The following is a 17,766-nucleotide window of genomic DNA, read 5'->3' as shown; positions in this document are numbered from 1 at the left end:
CGAACAGCCCTGTTGCTACACCGAATTGTTATTGCCCGAAAGTATCCTTGCGAGCCACGCGTAAACCCCGTTTAGAGGCCTGAGTACGAATGCAGTCCGTTGAAAAATTGGTTGACAATGGTGAAGTTGAAGATGACACAGAGGTATCCCACGATTGACAGCCAAGCCGCCCTGGTGCCCGTCCAGCCGCGGGTTGCACGGGCGTGGAGGTAGCCTGCGTAGACAACCCAAATAACAAACGTCCACACTTCCTTGGTGTCCCAGCCCCAGAACCGGCCCCAGGCTTTTTCAGCCCAGATGGCACCGAACATCAGCGTGAAGGTCCACCCGATAAACGCGATGGCATTAATGCGGTAGGAAAGATTCTCGAGGCTCAGTGCGGACGGCACCAGGCGCATAAAGCCCAGTTTGTCCGCACCGCCGGCGGCGACGGCCTTCGACCGGCGTGCCTGGACGAGCTGCAGCGCGGACATCGCGAACGTCAGGGTGAACAGGGCGGAGGAGAGCACTGCGATGGACACGTGGATGATCAGCCAGTAGCTCTGCAGGGCGGGAACCAGGTGGCCCACGGGGGTCCAGTACGCCACAGAGGCGGCCACGAGCATGATGATGACCAGGCCCACCACGAACGTGCCGAGGAAGCGCAGATCGCGGCGGATCAGCACCAGCAGGAACACTGCGACGGCAACGAATGCACCGGTGGTGAGGAACTCATACATGTTGCCCCACGGCACGCGGCCCGCACCCAGCGCACGGGTCAGCACGCCGGCGCCGTGGATCAGCGCACCGAGGACGGTCAGGGCCACGGCCACCCGGGCGGGAGCGCGCCGCTCGCCGGCGTACCGCATGTCGGCGTCGGCGGTAACAACTCCCCCGGCCCCGTTGCCTGCTGCCTGGGCAGCTGACGACGACGGCCGTTCCGCCCTGCCCGCCGGCCCGGCGAGCTGGGACTCGCTGCGGTCCCCTGCACGGGCGCCTACCGGCACCCTGGCCGGTTCTTCGGCCTGCGCGGCCTTGAGGTCGATGGCGCGCAGGGCCTTGCTGCTCTTGGCCAGGTCCCAGGCGAATGCAATGAATGCCACCGTGTAGGTGCCCGCGGCCAGCAGCATAAAGAGCTCGCTGTACTGGCCCATCGTTTCGTTGATTCCGTAAGGCATTACTGGTCCTTTTCGGGCCCGGTGGGGCCTGCTGGGGTGGTGGCTGCGCCTGCAGTTGCGGCGGGGCCCGCGTTATTATCGCGCGCGCTGCTGGGAGTTTGTTGTGAGGGCCCGTCTGGGCCTGGCTCGGGGTCCAACTTCCATTCCTCCGACAGCAGCTTCCGCACTGCTGCGGCTTCAGCGGCGAGCCGGTGGTCCTCGCCGCGGGCCAGGAGGCCGTACTCCACCATGGTGCGGCCGTCGGCGTGGGTGCCGGTCCGGACCCAAACGCGGCGGCGGTTGACGTAGAGGGACAGAATAAGGCCGGCCACCGCGAGGAGCGCAAAGATGAGGGCGTAGAGCTGGCCCGGATTGTGGTGGATGTCCACGCCGATGTAGCGCTTCACGCCGTCGAAGCTGATGGTGCCTTTGCCGTCAGGAAGGGTGTAGCTGCTTCCGGGGGCAAGGGTGATGCCGCCGGCGTCCAGGTTCCTGGCGTTCAGGGGCGTCAGGTCCTGCACATCCAGTTCGAAGACGTTCTGCGGGGAGCCGTCGTCCAGGCCCAGGTCACCGTAGTAAGAGTTCAGGGTCAGCTGCGGGTTGAAGAGTTCGGGGTCGCCGCTGAAGGAAATCCCCTCGTTGGAGACGAAGGCCGTGGGCAGGAAAAAGCCTGCGAAGCCCAACTGCTCCGGCTTGGCATCGGGAACCTTGATCACCACGGAGGAGTAGTAGTTGTCACCCTGCAGCTTGGCCACCACCGGGCCCTGCATGGCGATGTTTCCCTCGCCGTCCCGGATGGTGACCACAGGCGCGTAGCCGTTGCCGGTGAGGTAGATGCTGGTGCCGCCCAGGGTGACGGGATCGTTGACCTTCAGGATTTCCTTTTGCGCGGGCGCATCCGGGTTTTCCTTGGTGGTCACTGCGGCGGAGAAGTCGATGGGTTGCCCCACCTTGCCCTCCGATTCGCGGTCGAAAGTGATGTCGAACTTGTCGAGCTGGACGGAGTACGGCTGGAGCTGGCCGGACTGGAAGTTGGTGCCGGGCGTGAACTGGTCGTAGCCCACCAGGGTGTTCACGAAAGTATCGCCCTCCACCAGGATCCGCTGGCCGCTGTAGCCGAACAAGCCGCCGATAGCCACGGACACCAGAACCCCGATCAGGGACGTGTGGAAAACCAGGTTCCCGACTTCCTTTGCGAAACCGCGCTCGGCGCCGAGTGAGGGACGCTCGCCGCCGCTGTCCCGGACCTCCACGCGGTAGCCGCGCTCCTTCAGCACCCCGGCGGCGCTGGAGATGGCGTCCGACGCCGGGATCCCGGCGTCGGACGGAATGACCAGGGTGCCGTACTCGGGGAGGCGGGACAGGCGCTTGGGGGTCCTCGGCGGCTGGGAGCGCATCGCCTTGTAGTGGGCGATCGCGCGGGGCACCACGCAGCCGATCAGGGAAATGAACAGCAGCAGGTAGATGGCGGAGAACCAGGCCGAGGAGTAGACGTCGTACAGCTGCAGGGTGTCCAGCAACTTGCCGTAGTCCGGGTTGTCCTTGATGTACTGGGTGACCACTGACGGGTTTGCCGGACGCTGCGGGAACAGCGAGCCCGGGACTGCCGCGACGGCGAGGAGCAGCAGCAGGAACAGCGCAGTGCGCATGCTGGTCAGCTGGGTCCAGGCCCAGCGGAGCATACCCATCGGACCCAGCGCCGGCAGCGCGGCTTCAGCCTTGGCCTCTGATACTTTGGCGCCGCCCACCGGGTCCGAAAAGTTCTTGTCTAGGTTCACACGCTCGCTCATCAGATCGGCAACTTCACATCGGTTTGGAACCAGTACTGCAGCCCGGTCACCCAGGCCCCCCAGATGCCGCTGGCCATCAACAGCCCAAGGACCACCAATATGCCGCCGCCGATGCGCTGGATGGCGAGGCGGTGCTTGCGGAAGAACGCCATAACACCCATCCCCCGTCGGAGCGCCAGGGCAATGAGCAGGAAGGGGATTCCCAGCCCGAGGCTGTAAACGAAGGCAAGGAACGCACCCTTGGCGGCGGACGAGCCACCGGAAAGGCTTAGCAGCTGGACGGCTGAGTAGGTGGGCCCGATGCACGGGGCCCAGCCAAGTCCGAACGTGAGGCCCAGGAGCGGCGCTCCCCACAGACCGGCCGGCGGTTTGGCGTGGATTTTGGCGTCGCGCTGCAACCAGCTGAAGCCACCCATGAACACGACGCCCATCACGATCACCAGGATGCCCAGGACCTGGGTGATCCAGGCATTCTGTGAGCCGGTGATGAGGGTGCCCAACTGGCCGAACGCGCCGCCGAGGAGGACAAAGATCACGGAGAAGCCCAGCACGAACAGCCCGATGCCCACCAGCATCCGGCCGCGCTTCTGGTTCTCCAGGTCCACGCCGCTTAGCCCGGTGACGTAACCCAGGTAGCCGGGAACCAGCGGCAGGACGCAGGGTGACAGGAAGGAGACCAGTCCGGCGAGCAGCGCCACCGGAATGGCAAGGAGGAGCGAGCCGTTGAGGATGGCTTCGGCGAAGGGGCTGTTCACGGGTCCGCCGCTACTCTGCCACAGCGGCAGCGATGAGGGCTTTCAGGGTGCCCTTTTGGATTTCGCCGAGGACGCGGGAGGCCACACGCCCCTGCTTGTCCAGAACCAGGGTGGTGGGGACGGCCCCGGGGGGAACCAGCCCGGAAACGGCCAGCAGGACGCCACCGTCCTTGTCGTCAAAGCTGGGGTAGGTCAGGTTGAAGGACTTGTCGAAGGCTTCCGCCGTGGCCTTCTCGTCCCGCAGGTTGACGCCGAAGAACTGCACGCCCTGGGGCTTGAATTCCTGGTGCAGCTCTTCGAGGAGGGGCGCTTCAACACGGCACGGGGCGCACGCGGCGAACCAGAAGTTCAGGACGGTGACCTTGCCCTGGAAGTCGGCGGGCGCTACTGCCTTGCCGCTGAACAGCGTGCCGTTGATCTGGACGGCGGACTTGCGGTCGCCCGCAGCGAACTCGGTGACGGAGCCGTCACCGGCCACATAGTTTTTGTTGTCCCCGGCCCTGGCCTGCTCGGCAAGGGCATCCTCCTGGGCACACGCCGAAAGGCCCAGCGTGAGCGCGGTCAGGGCGAGGCCGCCGGCAGCGAGCACGCTGCGGCGGGAGGTAACGGGCAGGCCGGGCCGGCCCTTATTGGTAAAACTGTCAGTCACTTCTAGGCTCCAGGGGTGCTGGCAGCACCGGGAAGAAGGGACGCCGCGGGCTCGCTGTAGGTGACGCGCACAAGTGCGCCGTCGTCGTCGAACACCAGCGACGTGATGGAGGTCAGCGTGCACTCACGCTTTCGCGGGTCGTGCCACAGGGGCTTGCCCTCCGCGCTGAGCCGGGTGGCCCAGATGGGGAGCTGGTGGCTGACCATGATCGCTTCCGGCCCCTCCGCCCCGAAGTCGCCGTCAGCCAGCTCGATGGCGCGGAGGCGGGCCTCCTGCGCAGCTTCCATAACCCTGGCAGCCTGCTGCTTATAGGGCTCGCCCCACGAGGGCCGCAGGGGGTTGACCAGCCGCGGCCAGTGCTTGGGCCTGCGGAGTTCAGCCTTGGAGACTTTCATGCCCTCGAAGTAATTCTCTGCCTCGATGATCCGCTGCTCCGTGTGAATTTGCAGGTGCAGGGCGTCCGACGTCGGCCGGGCAGTTTCCTGCGCCCGGTCCAGCGGGGAGGCGGCCAGGTAGGTGATGCGCGCGCCGCTTTCGGCACGCTGGCGGAAGTGCTCCGCGAGGGTCCGCGCCATCTCCTGCCCCAGCTCGGAGAGGTGGAATTCGGGCAGCCTTCCGTACAAAACGCCGTCGGGATTGTGGACCTCGCCGTGGCGGAGCAGATGGACAGTGGCTTGGGGCATGTTTACCAGTTTCTCAAAGATGGCGTGCGATCCGAAATCTTCTACATTCAGTAGAACTGAAGTTTTTGAAGAAATGTTCCGAAGCCGGGAACAAAAGATGCAAATGCATGTTTATACTGGATGCAGCAGTTAGTTGATACTTCAACAGATGAAGCTTCAACACGCACCCGACAAATAGGTAACACCCTAAGGAGCAACACCATGGCACTTCCCGCAGACGTCACCACCGGCACCTGGACCCTCGACAACTCCCACAGCGAGATCGGCTTCACCGTCCGCCACGCAGGCATCAGCAAGGTCCGCGGACAGTTCAAGGAAGCAGCAGCAACCCTGGAACTCGGCCAGGACGTCGCCGACTCCAGGATCAACGCCACCATCGAGACCGCAAGCTTCGATTCCGGCGACGCCAACCGCGACGGCCACGTCCGCGGCGAGGACTTCTTCGATGTTGAGAAGTTCCCCGAGATCTCCTTCGTCTCCAACGGCCTGGTGGCCAAGGGCAATAGCTACGAACTGATCGGCGACCTGACCATCAAGGGCGTCACCCGCCCCGTCACCCTGGAAACCGAGTTCAACGGCGTGGCCGTGGACCCGTTCGGCAACACCCGCGCCGGCGTTTCCGCCGAGACCACCATCAGCCGCAAGGACTTCGGCCTGACCTGGAACGCCGTCCTCGAAACCGGCGGCGTCCTGGTGAGCGACAAGGTTGCCATCAACCTCGAGCTCGCCTTCATCGCCCCCGCAGCGTAAATTCCTGCACACAGGATCCAGCGCACCCCGGCACCAGCTTAGGCCAGTGTTGGGGTGCAGCCTTTTAAGCATGTCCCCTGCAGACGGCAGGGCTACAGTGATGGCCATGAGCAACTTCGACAGCACCCGGCCCCGCAACGGCTTCACCGGCATGTTCTCGGTGGCGGGGCTTCCCACCGAGCTCAAGGTCGCGTTCTGGATCTGGTTCGTCGGCGGCATCCTCGGCCTTTTGGGAGGCATGCTGGGCATGCTTGCCTCGCTGGTGCTTTTTGCCGCGGCCCCCGGTGCGGCCGTGGGGGTTCTGCTGCTCATGCTGCTGGCGGCTGCCGTGGGCGCCGCGCAGATCGTCTTCGCGCTGAGGATGAAAGAGGGAAAGCAGTGGGCGCGGCTGGCCCTCACCGTCCTGACCGGCGTCACCCTTCTCCTGGCGCTTATCAATCTTGCGATGGGTGTTGGCCAAGGCGGGAACTGGGCGGGCTTCGTGATCAGCCTCGCAGCAACGATCCTGCTCTGGCTGCCCAACTCGCAGGCCTGGTTCGAAGCGGTAAGGAACAGAGGTAGCAAGGCATAGCGGGGCAACCGCCGGGCAGGGGCAGAATACCTCCCTGGAATGACTCGTATGCCGCCAGTCCGGGGGTACGGTGGACTTAAGCCATGCTGGGGGTAGGGCACAGGACCGAAACCCGGCAGCCTACCAAAACCCGCCACGCCAAAGGACAGCTCATGAGTAACCCTCCCGTCCCGCCTCCAGTGCCCAACGATCCGGAGCAGGGCAACCAGCAGCCGCGCTACGGGGACAATGCCCCGCAGTACGGACAGAACGCCCCCCAGTACGGACAGAACGCGCCTCAGTACGGCCAGTCCGGCGCCCCGCAGTACGGGGAAAATACTCCGCAGTATGGCCAGAACCCGCCGCAGGCACCGGGCTTCGGCGGCCAGCAGCCGTACGGGCAGCAGCCATACGGCCAGTCCCCTTACGCCCAGTACCCGTCGGAGCAGCCGCAGCCCACGGGCAGCAACGGCGTGCCGCAGCTGGTCAACATCTCGTTCTGGCTGCTGATCGCCTCCGCCGCGATCTTCGTCATCTCGATGCTTACCGGGCTCACCCAGCTGGACGACCCCGTATTCCGCCAGACCTTTGAGCAGCAGGTGGAGGGCACCGGAGCGGGCGTCTCCTACGAGGACATCAAGGGCGTCATCGCCGGCACCCTGGTGGTGTTTGCAATCCTCGGCGCAGGACTCTACCTGCTGGTTGCCTTCTTCGTCCGCAAGGGCAAGAACTGGGCACGTATCCTGGGGACCGTCTTCGCGGCGCTGTCCATCTTCGGCCTGTTCGGCGTCCCCAGCCTCGGAACCCTTGGCACCCTCCTGGGGATCGCCGCCATCGTCCTGCTCTACCTGCCGGCGGCTGCGCCCTACTTCCAGAAGCAGCAGCCTTTTGCCAACCCTTACGGCGGCGGCATGGGGAACCCCTACGGCCGGTAAACCATGCAATTCCCACCCTTGCGGGTGTGGGTCCCGGAACTGCCTGAAGCCTAGGCGGTCTGCCCCGGGGCCTGCGCCCGCTGTGCGTGGTAGGCCAGGATCTGCAGTTCAGTGGCCATGTCCACTTTGCGGAGGTTGACCCCCTCGGGCACCTGGAGCATCACGGGGGCGAAGCTCAGGACACTGCGTACACCCGCGGCAACCACACGGTCGCAGACATCCTGCGCCACGGCGGCCGGCAGCGCCAGCACCACCATGTTCGCTCCCGTCCGGTGCAGCACTGTTTCCAGGTCGGCCACGTCGCTGACGCGCAGCCACCCCACTTCGTTGCCCACCACCATCTGGTCAGCGTCAAAGATGGCAACGACGTCGAATCCCCGGGATTCGAAGCCGCCGTAGCGCGCCAGCGCCTTGCCCAGGTTGCCGGCACCGACGATGGCGACCTTCCAGTCATGCGTCAGACCCAGCGCCGCGGCAATGTGCCGGCTAAGGTACTGCACTTCGTAGCCAACGCCGCGGGTACCGTAGGAGCCCACGTGGGACAGGTCCTTGCGCAACGTGGCTGAACTGACACCGGAGGCTTCAGCGAGGGATTCGGAGGAGACGCGCTCCACTCCCTCGGCGAGCAGGGTGTTGAGGGCACGCAGATAGAGCGTCAGCCTGGCCACCGCTGCGGGCGGAATCTGTTTGGCCGGCGCACCCGTGGTGTCCGGAAGACCCGGGACAGCCTGGGGAGTTGGTTCCAGCGAAGCCACCAGCCCCTCCCTCGCATCGCGTTGTGACTCCACTCTAGAGCCCTCCGGCCGATGCCAACAAAGCAGCGGGCCACAAAACGTACGTGCTCACCGGCACTGCTCCCCTATTGGGCCATGGCCCGCTGCAGCACGCGTTCCAGCCGGATCTCATCGATCTTCCAGAAGTCGCGCTGCACGCCGTCCACCAGCACCACCGGGATCTCTTCGGCGTACCGGTCCTGCAGTTCCGGCTGGTGGTCCACCAACTCTTCCGTCCACTCAAGCCCCAGCGAGGCGGTAACCCGGCCCACGGCGTCGCGCGCTTCTTCGCAAAGGTGGCAGTCAGCTTTGGTGATCAGGACGACGCGCGGTGTGGCCATGACTTAACCGTAGCCCCGTTGACTGTGCCCCGCGACGCCGACGGTGTCCAGCGACTTGATTGACTAGACTCAGCCTTATGCCCGAGGAGAAATACGTCGCCGTAGTCACCAAGCCGGTTGCGGCGCCGCAGCCCGGCGAGGCGGCGTTCTTCGATGTGGACAATACCCTCATGCGCGGCGCCAGCCTCTTCCATGTTGCCCGCAAGATGCACCAGCGCGGTGCCTTCACAATTGCCCAGGCGGCCGGGTTCGCATGGAAGCAGTTCAAGTTTGTGGCCCGCGGCGAGAACATGGACGACGTCCATGCTGTCCGGGACTCCGCACTCACCCTCGCCGCCGGTATTACGGTCGACGACGTCAAGGCCCTCGGCGAGGAGGTCTACGACGAGATGATCGCCTCTCGGATCTGGCCCGGCGCAAAGGCCTTGGCCGAGCAGCACCTGCGGGTGGGCCGGCGGGTCTGGCTGGTGACTGCGACGCCGATCGAGGTTGCCACTGTGATCTCAACCCGGCTGGGACTCACCGGTGCGCTGGGTACGGTCGGGGAGATTTCGGAGGGCATGTACACCGGCCGCCTGGTGGGAGACATCCTGCACGGCTCCGCCAAGGCAGTGGCCGTCCAGGCCATTGCGGACGCCGAGGAACTGGACCTCAAACGCTGCTGGGCCTACAGCGACTCCTACAACGACATTCCGCTGCTCACCCTGGTGGGCCATCCGGTGGCCATCAACCCCGACGTCCGCCTCCGCCGCCACGCCCGCGACCACAACTGGCCGGTCTACGACTTCCGGGCCGGCCGCCGGGCAGCAACCTTCGGCCTCAAGGCAGCCACTGCCTGCGGCGCCGTCTACGGACTCTGGAAAGGCTTCGCCCGCATCCGAGGCCCCCGCGTCTAGGTAGCAAAACGACACCTACTGCTACCTAGTTGGGAGCCCAGGAAAACGAAATGCCCGCCGCCTCGGAAGGCGACGGGCATTTCTGCGCTGTTCGAAGTATCTCTACTTCTTGTTGCGGCGCTGGTGACGGGTCTTGCGAAGCAGCTTGCGGTGCTTCTTCTTGGCCATACGCTTGCGACGCTTCTTAATAACTGAACCCACGAAAGTTCCTCACAAACTAGATGCAGTACCTGTCTGATGGAAAGTGTTCGTGGACAGAGCTACGAACTGAACAACTGACAGATTCTTACAATGACGTAAAACGTTCCTTAACAGGGTACCGCTTATCGGGGCGGCTTCTGACCGGAGGGACTCCGACCGGCGGAAATACGGCGAATGCGACGGGGAAGGCTCAGGCTGTTTCCGTGTGGCCGTCCACTACGGCGCCTTTGAGGTACTGGTCCACGGCGGTTTCGGGGACCCGGTAGGAGCGGCCGAACCGCACTGCCGGCATCTCGCCGGAGTGGACCAGGCGGTAAACGGTCATTTTGGATACGCGCATGACCTGGGCTACTTCAGCCACGGTCAGGAACTTCGCGTTGGAGAAGTTCTGTTCTGCAGACATTTCCCTATTTTCCTTTGCTGACGGATGGACAACAGTCACCCCAGGTACGTGCCAATGCGGTGTTCCGATGCTGAGCCATCCACCAACCATCTCCTAGATACTCTAGATGTTCCTGTGGCAGAAGTGAAAGTAGTAACGTCCCCCTAATTGCTCCCCTATTTGGCCGTCCTGCGCTTGCGTGCGGACGCCGCCAGCTGGTCCAGCACCGGGACGGAAACGTCCCAGTCCATGCACGCATCCGTCACGCTCTGTCCGTAGACGAGCTCCAACCGGCCGGCAGCGTGCTCGGCAACATCGAGGTTCTGCGCGCCGCCCACCAGGAAGCTTTCGAGCATAACCCCGGCGATGGCATGCGCCGAAGCCCCGCCGTCCTCGAGCTGGGCACCGATCTCCAGTGCCACCTCGGCCTGGCGGTGGTGGCTCTTGCCGCTGTTCGCGTGGCTGGCGTCAACGATGAGGCGCGGGTTCAGCTGCTTGCCGGCGAGCTTGGCGGAGGCGTTTTCGACGTCGGCTGCGGAGTAGTTGGGCCCCTTGCGTCCGCCGCGGAGGATGACGTGGGTATCCGGGTTGCCGGCGGTGGCCACCAGCGCTGCCCGGCCGTCGCCGTCAATGCCGAGGAAAGCCTGGGCCGCCGCGGCGGCACCGCAGGCGTCGATGGCTACCTGGAGGTCGCCGTCGGTCCCGTTCTTGAAGCCGATGGGCATGGAAAGGCCGGACGCGAGCTGCCGGTGGATCTGGCTCTCGGTGGTGCGGGCCCCGATGGCACCCCACGAGATCAGGTCCGCCATGTACTGCGGGCTGATGGGCTCGAGGAATTCGGTGGCGGTGGGGAGTCCGAGCGCGGTGACCTGCTGCAGGAAGTGCCGTGCAGTCCGGAGTCCGGTGACCATGTCGTGGCTGCCGTCCAGGCGCGGATCGTTGATCAGGCCCTTCCATCCCACCGTGGTGCGGGGCTTCTCGAAGTAGGTCCGCATGACGATCAGCAGGTCTTCCTGGTGCTTCTCCGCCTGGCTGACCAGCCGCCGCGCGTACTCCAGCCCTGCCTCGGGATCGTGGATCGAGCAAGGGCCCACAATCACCAGCAGGCGGTCGTCCACGCCGTCCATGATGGCGCGGACTTCGTCGCGTCCGCGTTCGACGACGCCTGCCGCCCGGGCGTCCAACGGCAGTTCGGTGATGAGTTCCTGAGGGGTGGGCAGCGATGTGAATTCGCTGACGCGCAGGTTGGACGTCGACTTTGCGGTGGATTCCCTGCGGGAGTTGCCGGCGGTGATGACTGCGGGGGCTGTTGCGGTGCTCATGTTCGGGTCCTGTTCCAGATAGGAGCGGGCCCAGTCAGAACCCGCCGGAGAAACGGCGAAGGGCAGAGAATGATCTCTGCCCTGTTGGCTCTGAAGGAAAGTTGGATGCGTGTCAGTTAGACGCGGGCCCCTCCAGAGCCAACGAAAAATACGCATACCAACGGTTTGTCATGCCATGAACCATAACCGCAGCCCGCCGCGGCCGCAAAGTGTTACGTCGCGTCACGGGACATGCTGGCCACGAGCTCCGCGTGCTTTTGGTCCGTCAGTCGGTACCAGTGCATGATCCCGACGGATGCCAGCACCAGGGCCCCCGGCAGCAGTCCCGCCGCTGCCCTGATGGCGAGGGTGGCTGCGTCAGACTGCTCAGCCGTACCCGAGATGTAACCGCCCCAGGCCAGTGAGAAGGCAACCACGCCGGCCCCGAACCCCATGCCCAGTTTCCTGGTGGCAGCCAAAAGCGCGTAGTTGATGCCCTGGACCCGGACGCCGGTTTTCCACTCCCCGTATTCCACGGTGTCGGCGATCAGGGCCCACGTCACGATGCTGACCGAAGCAGAGGCAAGGAGCCCCAGGACGAGGCCCGCCAGGCCGAGCAGTGGTGCGTCCGCCGGGGCCAGGAAAACCAGCACGCCGCCCAGCGCCCCGAACGCTCCACCAACGCTGTATACCGCCCGCTTGCCCCAGCGGGCCACGGGACGCGGCATCAGCACAGCCAGCGTCAGGGTAATGACCACCTGTGCGGCGGCCATGACGGGGAACAGGTCCACCCGGGAGAGGACATCGCGGAGGTAGTAGAACTGGGAGGCGCCCGTCGCGGACGTTCCGGTGACGAATAGGACGGAACTGACACAGAGGATTACCAGCGGGGAATTTGCCTTCAGCGCTGCCATGCTCTGGCGAAGGGTGATTTTGGGGATGCTGCCGGAAACCTGCTCAACGCAGACGGTGCCCGTGAAGATGTAGAGCAGGGACCCGACGATGGCGAAAGCCAGGGTGAGCCAGGTGAAGATCTGCTGCATGTCCTGGCCGGCACCGAGGAGCGGTGCGATAAAGAAGCCAAGGGTGGCTCCCACCGACAACCCGCCAATGGTCCGCGCACCCCCGAGCCGCGCGCGGTCTTTGGCGTCCTGCGTCATGGCCCCCACCAGGCAGCCGTAAGGCACGTTGACCATGCTGTAGGTAATACACACCAGGCCATATGTGCAGGACGCGTATAGCAGCTTTATGGACGGGTCGACGTCCGGAACGTGGAACACCGCCACGCTCAGCAGCAGGGGAACGAACCCGAACATCAGGAACGGGCGGAACTTTCCCCACCGTTTGCTGTGGACCCGGTCCACGATGCGGCCCGCCGCCACATCAGTAAAGGCGTTAAAGACCCGTGCGACCAGCAGCAGGGTTCCTGCCGCCGCTGCGCCGATGCCCGCCACGTCCGTGTAGTACACAAGCAGGAACATGTTCCCGGTACTGATGATCATGCTGTTGGCTGCGTCGCCGGCGCCGTAGCCGAAAACGCTGAGCCTGCTGAGTTTCTTCATTGATTCCTTGTTCCCGCCGGGCCCGGAAACCGTTTTCTCAAGCCCACAAAAGGAACTTACCCCAAGATTTTGCGCAGAAACAGCAATTGCTTCATCCGATCGTGTTCCTGGCCGCCTTCGTGGTTGTTGAACCAGTACACCTCGATCTCCTTGGCCGCGCCCGTGCCGGATGAATCGGCAGCGCTTGCCTGTTCTCGATCGGTCTCCGGGTGGCTCTGTACCGCCTCCACCGCACGGTAGGCGTCCACGTACACCCGCCGGAATTAGTAGTCCTGCCGGCTGCCGGCACCCCGGGTCATCAGGCCCGCGTGTGCCACTTCTCCGGCGGAGGGGTGGGGATCGGCGGTCGGACGCCCGCAGGCCCCGGGGATGCCCGGGGTTACAGCCGCGAGAGCTCCGGCACAAAAACCTGCAGTGGACTGCTGCCCACCACCAGGGCACGGAGTTCTCCCAGCCCGCCGGCAACGTACCCGGCAGCGCGGGCCTGTACCAGGACGTTGCCGAGGGCTGTGGCTTCCACCGGTCCTGCTACCACTTTCCTGCCCGTGGCGTCGGCGGTGAGTTGGCAGAGCAGTTGGTTTTGGGAGCCGCCGCCTACGACGTGGACCACGTCCACGGGACGGTCGGCGAGCCGTTCGGCGTCGCGGATGGTGCGGGCGTAGCCGGCGGCGAGGCTGTCCATGATGCAGCGGGTAATGGCCGCTGGATCGTTCGGCAGTATTTCTCCGGCGCGGCGGACCGCGCCCCTGATGCGCTCGGGCATGTTGTCCGGGGCGATGAAGTAGGGATCGTCCGGGTTGATCTGCGGCCCGCCCGGGGGCAGTGCGGCCGCCGCGGCCAGCAGGGCGGGAAGCTCGGGCCGGAACCCTTCTTCCGCCCAGGTCCGCTGGCATTCGCTCAGCAGCCAGAGGCCGCCCATGTTGCGGAGGTAGCGGATGGTGCCGTCCACGCCGCGTTCGTTGGTGAAGTTCGCCTCGCGGCTGGCCTCGGTGAGGACGGGGTGCTTCAGTTCGAGCCCCACGAGCGACCAGGTGCCGGAGGAGATGTAGGCGAAGTCCTCTTCCTGTGCCGGGACTGCGGCGACGGCGGAGGCGGTGTCGTGCGAGCCGACGGCCACTACCCGGGTGTCCTGGGGCAGTCTTACCTGCGCGGCGATGGCCGGCAGGAGGGTGCCGATGGTTTCGCCGGGCTGGATCAGTGGCGGGAACAGGTCCTTCCGCAGGCCCAGGGCGGTGAGGAACTCGGTGGCCCACTCCCCCGCGACGGCGTCGAACAGGCCGGTGGTGGAGGCGTTGGTGGCCTCGGTCCGGCGCTGTCCGGTCAGGAGGAACGCGATCAGGTCCGGGATCAGGAGTGCCTGCAGCCCGTCTAGGTCCGGCTCGGTGGCCAGCTGGTAGATGGTGTTGAACTGCAGGAACTGCAGCCCGGTGGTGCCGTACAGGCGGGCCGGGTCCAGTTTCCGGTGGACGGGTTCGACGGCGGTGCGGCTGCGGTCGTCGCGGTAGCTGAACGGCTGGGCGGTCAGATCGCCGGCGGCGTTGACCAGGCCGTAGTCCACGGCCCAGGTGTCGATGCCGATGCTGGCTACCCGTTCACCCTGTGCGGCGGCGGCGGTGGCCGCCGCCGCGAGGCCCGTGAGGACCTCGGTGAAGAGGGCGTTGAAGTCCCAGCGGAGGCCGCCGTCGATCTCCAGCACCCCGTTGGGGAAGCGGTGCACCACCTCGAGATGCACATCATCCTCGGTGACGCGGCCCAGGATGACCCGGCCGGAGGAGGCGCCGATGTCGACGGCGGCGAACATACCGCCGTCGACATCTGAAACATGCGCTGTCATCGGAGGAAGGCTGCGGCCACTCCGGCGTCCACGGGGATGTGCAGGCCGGTGGTGTGGGACAGTTCGTTGCTGGTGAGGACGGCTGCGGCGTTGGCCACGTGCTCGGGCAGGACTTCGCGCTTGAGCAGGGTCCGCTGGGCGTAGTACTCGCCCAGTTTCTCTTCGTCCACGCCATACACGGCGGCGCGTTTGGCGCCCCAGCCGCCGGCGAAGATGCCGGAGCCGCGGACCACGCCGTCGGGGTTGATGCCGTTGACGCGGATGCCGTGCTCGCCCAGTTCCGCGGCGAGCAGCCGCACCTGGTGGGCCTGGTCTGCCTTGGTGGCGGAGTAGGCGATGTTGTTCGGGCCGGCGAACACGGAGTTCTTGGAGGAGATGTAGATGATGTCCCCGCCCAGGCCCTGGGCGATCATGACCTTCGCGGCGGCTTTGGCTACCAGGAACGAGCCCTTGGCCATGACGTTGTGCTGCAGGTCCCAGTCCTTCTCGGTGGTTTCCAGCAGCGGCTTGGAAATGGACAGGCCGGCGTTGTTGACCACCAGGTCCACGCCGCCGAACGCCAGCACGGCGGTGTCGATCGCGGCCGCGACCTGTGCCTCGTCCGTGACGTCGGCCTGGACGCCGATGGCAACGTCGGGGCCGCCGAGCTCGGTGGCGACCTTTTCGGCGTTTTCCAGGTTCAGGTCGGCGATCACCACGCAGGCGCCTTCGGCGGCGAGGCGGGTGGCGATGGCCTTGCCGATGCCGGACGCGGCGCCGGTGACCAGGGCGATGCGGGTGGCGTGGGACTTGGGCTTGGGCAGCCGGGCCAGTTTGGCTTCCTCCAGCGCCCAGTACTCGATCCGGAACTTCTCGGATTCCTCGATCGGGGCGTAGGTGGAGATCGCCTCGGCGCCGCGCATCACGTTGATCGCGTTGATGTAGAACTCGCCGGCCACCCGTGCGGTCTGCTTGTTCGCGCCGTAGGAGAACATGCCCACGCCGGGGATCAGCACGATGGCCGGGTCAGCGCCGCGCAGCGCCGGGGACCCGGCGTCGGCGTGGCGGTCGTAGTAGGCCTGGTAGTCCTCGCGGTAGTCAGCGTGCAGCTCGTGCAGCCGGGCGATCGAGTCCTCGATTGAGGCGTCGGCGGGCAGGTCCAGGATCAGCGGCTTGACCTTGGTGCGCAGGAAGTGGTCCGGGCAGGAGGTGCCCAGCGCGCCGAGGCGAGGGTGCTCGGCGGCTTCGAGGAAGTCCAGGACGACGGCGTCATCACTGAAGTGCCCCAGCTGGGGCTTGTCCGTGGAGGCCAGGCCGCGGATCACCGGTGCCAGGGCTGCGGCCTTGGCGCGGCGCTCTGCCTCGGGCAGGGCTGCGTAGCCCGGGAGCCTGGAACCGAAGGGCTCGGCTTTGCCGTTGTCCTTGATGTACTTCTCGGCCTGCTCAATGATCCACAGCGAGTTCTGCTCGGCTTCTTCGCTGGTGGCGCCCCAGGCGGTGATGCCGTGCCCGCCCAGGATGGTGCCGATGGCCTGCGGGTTGGCTTCCTTGATCGTGGCGATGTCCAGGCCCAGCTGGAAACCGGGGCGGCGCCAGGGAACCCAGAGAACCTTGTTGCCAAAGATCTTGGTGGTCAGGGCTTCGCCGTCCACCGCGGTGGCGATCGCGATGCCGGAGTCCGGGTGCAGGTGGTCCACGTGCGCGGCGTCCACCAGGCCGTGCATGGCGGTGTCGATCGAGGGAGCCGCGCCGCCCTTGCCGTGCAGGCAGTAATCGAACGCGGCCACCATCTCGTCCTCACGCTCAACGCCCGGGTAGACGTTCTTCAGCGCGTTCAACCGGTCCAGGCGCAGCACCGCGAGGTTCTCCGCCTTCAGCGTGCCGAGGTCCCCGCCGGAGCCCTTGACCCACAACAGCTGGACGTCCTCGCCCGTGACCGGGTCCTTCTCGGTGCCCTTCGCGGAGGTGTTGCCGCCGGCGAAGTTGGTGTTCCGCTTGTCCGCGCCCAGGCGGTTGGAACGCGAAATCAGGTCTTCAACAGTCTTGTTAGTCATGCTCGTTACGCGCCCCATCCGGCTTGCTGGCCGCCCACGCGGTCCTCATTGATCTTCTTCTGGTAACCGCTGGCTTTGAACGCGGCCAGCGGGTCCGCGGGCAGGCCGCGGGATTCACGCCACTCGGCCAGGACCGGGCGGACGTCAGTGTAAAAGGCATCGTTGAAGACGCCGTTCGCGGCCAGCACATCCCCGGCACGCTGGGCTTCAGCCAATGCTTCAGTGTCGATCAGCAGGGCACGGGCGGTCATCTCCTGGACATTCAGGACCGAGCGGATCTGGCCCGGGATCTTTTCCTCCAGGTTGTGGCACTGATCCAGCATAAGCGCAACACCGGAGTCCTTGCCGTAACCGCCGCCACGGATCACCTCAACCATGATGCGGAACAGCTGGAACGGGTCCGCCGCACCAACAATCAGGTCATCATCGGCGTAGAAGCGGGAGTTGAAGTCAAAGGAACCCAGCTTGCCCAGGCGCAGCAGCTGCATCACGATGAACTCGATGTTCGTGCCCGGAGCGTGGTGACCGGTGTCCAGGCAGACAAACGCCTTCTCCCCCAGCGCAAGTGTCTGCGCGTACGAGGTGCCCCAGTCCGGAACATCGGTGTGATAGAAAGCCGGCTCGAAGAACTTGTACTCCAGCACCAGCCGCTGCTCCTCACCCAGCGCCGCGTAAATCTCCTGCAGGGAATCAGCCAGGCGGTCCTGGCGGCCTCGCATATCATCCTGGCCCGGGTAGTTCGTGCCGTCAGCCAGCCAGATCTTCAGATCCGTCGACCCCGTGGCGTGCATGATCTCAATGCAGTCCAGGTGATGGTCCACGGCACGGCGGCGGACAGACTCATTGGACGAGGTCAGCGAACCGTACTTGTACTCATCATCCTGGAACGTGTTGGAGTTGATCGTGCCCAAGCCAACGCCCAACCCGGCGGCGTACTCCTTCAAGGCGGCGTAGTCATCCACCTTGTCCCACGGGATGTGCAGCGCAACGGTGGGAGCCAGACCAGTCAGCTCGTGGACCTTCGCCGCATCCGCAAGCTTCTCCTGCACAGTACGCGGGGTGCCCGGCGTACCGAACACCTTAAACCGCGTACCCGAATTTCCATAAGCCCACGAAGGGACCTCGATGGCAAGCTCCTCGAGCCTGCCCAGCGCCGTTGCTACGTCATTCATGATGATGGTTCTTTCCGGTGTCT

At 65.3% G+C, this 17,766-nt stretch carries 19 protein-coding genes; 4 read left to right on the top strand and 15 right to left on the bottom strand.

Features of this window, described 5'->3' with window-relative positions; translation table 11 throughout:
- Nucleotides 1-71: 71 nt before the first annotated feature.
- The 5 genes from ccsB to CXQ88_RS15130 are packed head-to-tail and all read right to left on the bottom strand — an operon-like array spanning nt 72 to nt 5,013.
- The gene (gene ccsB, locus CXQ88_RS15150; RefSeq protein ID WP_104044976.1) at nt 72-1,157 is read right to left on the bottom strand and encodes a c-type cytochrome biogenesis protein CcsB; all 1,086 of its coding nucleotides are present in this window, start codon (nt 1,155-1,157) and stop codon (nt 72-74) included.
- Complete coding sequence (gene resB, locus CXQ88_RS15145) at nt 1,157-2,926, bottom strand: cytochrome c biogenesis protein ResB (protein ID WP_104044975.1); 1,770 nt, start codon at nt 2,924-2,926, stop codon at nt 1,157-1,159. The genes ccsB and resB overlap by 1 nt, the downstream gene beginning before the upstream one ends.
- Nucleotides 2,926-3,681 (bottom strand): cytochrome c biogenesis CcdA family protein, encoded by a 756-nt coding sequence (locus tag CXQ88_RS15140; protein ID WP_104044974.1) that lies wholly within the window; start codon nt 3,679-3,681, stop codon nt 2,926-2,928. Before CXQ88_RS15140 ends, resB begins: the two co-directional genes overlap by 1 nt.
- 10 nt (nt 3,682-3,691) lie before the next feature.
- Nucleotides 3,692-4,330: a TlpA family protein disulfide reductase gene (locus CXQ88_RS15135; RefSeq protein WP_373637772.1), complete on the bottom strand. Its 639-nt coding sequence runs from the start codon at nt 4,328-4,330 to the stop codon at nt 3,692-3,694.
- Between the two features lie 2 nt (nt 4,331-4,332).
- Complete coding sequence (locus CXQ88_RS15130) at nt 4,333-5,013, bottom strand: histidine phosphatase family protein (protein WP_104044973.1); 681 nt, start codon at nt 5,011-5,013, stop codon at nt 4,333-4,335.
- A gap of 201 nt (nt 5,014-5,214) precedes the next feature.
- Between CXQ88_RS15130 and CXQ88_RS15125 the strand changes: the two genes are divergently transcribed.
- From CXQ88_RS15125 to CXQ88_RS15115, 3 genes are all read left to right on the top strand, one after another.
- The gene (locus CXQ88_RS15125) at nt 5,215-5,763 is read left to right on the top strand and encodes a YceI family protein (RefSeq protein WP_104044972.1); all 549 of its coding nucleotides are present in this window, start codon (nt 5,215-5,217) and stop codon (nt 5,761-5,763) included.
- Between the two features lie 70 nt (nt 5,764-5,833).
- Nucleotides 5,834-6,334 (top strand): hypothetical protein, encoded by a 501-nt coding sequence (locus CXQ88_RS15120; protein WP_258061909.1) that lies wholly within the window; start codon nt 5,834-5,836, stop codon nt 6,332-6,334.
- A 152-nt stretch (nt 6,335-6,486) separates the two neighbouring features.
- Nucleotides 6,487-7,248, top strand: coding sequence for a hypothetical protein (locus CXQ88_RS15115; RefSeq protein ID WP_104044971.1), 762 nt, complete (start codon nt 6,487-6,489; stop codon nt 7,246-7,248).
- A gap of 50 nt (nt 7,249-7,298) precedes the next feature.
- On the opposite strand, the gene CXQ88_RS15110 is transcribed toward CXQ88_RS15115, so the two are convergent.
- Together CXQ88_RS15110 and CXQ88_RS15105 are read right to left on the bottom strand one after the other, a co-directional pair.
- Complete coding sequence (locus CXQ88_RS15110; protein WP_104044970.1) at nt 7,299-8,003, bottom strand: redox-sensing transcriptional repressor Rex; 705 nt, start codon at nt 8,001-8,003, stop codon at nt 7,299-7,301.
- Between the two features lie 104 nt (nt 8,004-8,107).
- Nucleotides 8,108-8,362: a glutaredoxin family protein gene (locus CXQ88_RS15105; protein ID WP_104044969.1), complete on the bottom strand. Its 255-nt coding sequence runs from the start codon at nt 8,360-8,362 to the stop codon at nt 8,108-8,110.
- Nucleotides 8,363-8,439: 77 nt separating this feature from the next.
- Here CXQ88_RS15105 and CXQ88_RS15100 point away from each other — a divergent pair, with 77 nt between their 5' ends.
- Nucleotides 8,440-9,258, top strand: coding sequence for an HAD family hydrolase (locus tag CXQ88_RS15100; RefSeq protein WP_104044968.1), 819 nt, complete (start codon nt 8,440-8,442; stop codon nt 9,256-9,258).
- 102 nt (nt 9,259-9,360) lie between these two features.
- Here CXQ88_RS15100 and CXQ88_RS15095 read toward each other — a convergent pair whose 3' ends face one another.
- The 8 genes from CXQ88_RS15095 to rhaI all read right to left on the bottom strand — a co-directional run bounded on the left by CXQ88_RS15095 (nt 9,361) and on the right by rhaI (nt 17,743).
- On the bottom strand, nt 9,361-9,459 hold the full coding sequence (locus tag CXQ88_RS15095; RefSeq protein WP_003792170.1) for a 30S ribosomal protein bS22: 99 nt from the start codon (nt 9,457-9,459) through the stop codon (nt 9,361-9,363).
- Nucleotides 9,460-9,649: 190 nt separating this feature from the next.
- Nucleotides 9,650-9,862 carry a helix-turn-helix domain-containing protein gene (locus CXQ88_RS15090; RefSeq protein ID WP_104044967.1) on the bottom strand — a complete coding sequence of 71 codons (213 nt, stop codon included), beginning with the start codon at nt 9,860-9,862 and terminating at the stop codon, nt 9,650-9,652.
- A gap of 155 nt (nt 9,863-10,017) precedes the next feature.
- Complete coding sequence (locus CXQ88_RS15085) at nt 10,018-11,163, bottom strand: 3-deoxy-7-phosphoheptulonate synthase (protein ID WP_104044966.1); 1,146 nt, start codon at nt 11,161-11,163, stop codon at nt 10,018-10,020.
- 212 nt (nt 11,164-11,375) lie between these two features.
- Nucleotides 11,376-12,704, bottom strand: a complete 1,329-nt coding sequence (locus CXQ88_RS15080; protein WP_104044965.1) for a glycoside-pentoside-hexuronide (GPH):cation symporter — start codon at nt 12,702-12,704, stop codon at nt 11,376-11,378.
- A gap of 56 nt (nt 12,705-12,760) precedes the next feature.
- Nucleotides 12,761-12,958, bottom strand: a complete 198-nt coding sequence (locus CXQ88_RS15075) for a hypothetical protein (protein ID WP_306736966.1) — start codon at nt 12,956-12,958, stop codon at nt 12,761-12,763.
- Nucleotides 12,959-13,083: 125 nt separating this feature from the next.
- The gene (locus CXQ88_RS15070) at nt 13,084-14,538 is read right to left on the bottom strand and encodes a rhamnulokinase (RefSeq protein WP_104044964.1); all 1,455 of its coding nucleotides are present in this window, start codon (nt 14,536-14,538) and stop codon (nt 13,084-13,086) included.
- Nucleotides 14,535-16,571, bottom strand: coding sequence for a bifunctional aldolase/short-chain dehydrogenase (locus tag CXQ88_RS15065; protein ID WP_104044963.1), 2,037 nt, complete (start codon nt 16,569-16,571; stop codon nt 14,535-14,537). Before CXQ88_RS15065 ends, CXQ88_RS15070 begins: the two co-directional genes overlap by 4 nt.
- A gap of 5 nt (nt 16,572-16,576) precedes the next feature.
- Entirely contained in the window at nt 16,577-17,743 is a 1,167-nt protein-coding gene (gene rhaI, locus CXQ88_RS15060; RefSeq protein ID WP_104044962.1) for an L-rhamnose isomerase, read from the bottom strand.
- Nucleotides 17,744-17,766: the final 23 nt, after the last annotated feature.

This window comes from Arthrobacter sp. ZGTC412 (assembly GCF_002929215.1).
GTDB lineage: Bacteria > Actinomycetota > Actinomycetes > Actinomycetales > Micrococcaceae > Arthrobacter.
This window is presented reverse-complemented; position numbering and strand designations above follow the sequence as displayed.